This window comes from Burkholderia sp. Ac-20365, assembly GCF_017104715.1.
Classification (GTDB): domain Bacteria; phylum Pseudomonadota; class Gammaproteobacteria; order Burkholderiales; family Burkholderiaceae; genus Paraburkholderia.
The window spans coordinates 1-980 of sequence record NZ_JAAGPI010000108.1; the positions used below are offsets into that span (position 1 = coordinate 1).

General features: G+C 64.0%; 2 protein-coding genes. Both read right to left on the reverse strand.

Features of this window, described 5'->3' with window-relative positions; translation table 11 throughout:
• A partial coding sequence (gene cyoE, locus G3O01_RS44810) for a heme o synthase (protein WP_205813931.1) occupies positions 1-654 on the reverse strand: 654 nt, incomplete at its 3' end.
• A 9-nt stretch (positions 655-663) separates the two neighbouring features.
• The coding region (locus tag G3O01_RS44815; protein WP_205813932.1) for a COX15/CtaA family protein at positions 664-980 on the reverse strand (317 nt) is incomplete at its 5' end.

A 980-nucleotide genomic window follows, 5' to 3' on the forward strand; every position in this document is an offset into this window, starting at 1 on the left:
CAGACGCGTGTACTTTTCGCCGTGCGTGTTGGGCAGCATCGGCAGGCCAGCTGCTTCGTAGTCCTTGCGGCGGTACAGCGCGAGCGCCCAGAAGTGCGGCGGCGTCCACACGAAGATGATCAGCACGAGAATCCAGGCGTCGCCGGGCACGTGGCCGGTGACGGCAGCCCAGCCGAGCGCAGGCGGCATCGCGCCCGACGCACCGCCGATCACGATGTTCTGCGGCGTGGCCGGCTTGAGCAGCAGCGTGTAGATGATCGCGTAACCGATGAAGTGCCCCAAGGTCAGCCACATGGTCAGCGGGTTGCAGAAAGTGTACAGCACCCACATGCCGATGCCGCCGATCACCATCGAAAACAGCAGGATCTGCCGGCTCGTGATCTCACCGCGCGCGGAGGGACGCCACGAAGTGCGGCGCATACGCGCATCGACTTTTTGTTCGACCAGACAGTTGATCGCGAAGGCCGCGCCGGCCGTCAGCCAGATGCCGACGGTGCCGCCGATCAGTTGCTGCCAGGGCACCATGCCCGGCACTGCGAGGAACATGCCGATGACCGCGCAGAACACGGCCAGCTGAGTCACGCGAGGCTTGGTGAGGGCCAGATACTGCGAAATCCGGCTGCCGGGCGACTGGGGGAGGGTTGTACTTTCCATAGGGCGGGATCACACCGCAGCGGTGTCGCGCGCAGGGAGAACGGCGCGGCCGGGGCGGCTACAAGCAATTCGAAAGTTTAGCACGACGAGCAAAAGCAGCAGGATCGCCGCGCCACCGTTATGGGCCACCGCGATGGGCAGCGGCCATTGCAGGACGATGTTAGAAAGTCCTGTCAGAAACTGGATTGCGATCACGATCAGAACCCAGTTCGCGGGGCGGCGCAACGAGGCATAGCGCCGCATTTTGAGGGCGAACCATACCAGATATGCGATGACCGCGAAGGCAAACGTGCGGTGCGTCCAGTGAATCGCGACGAGCGCGTCCT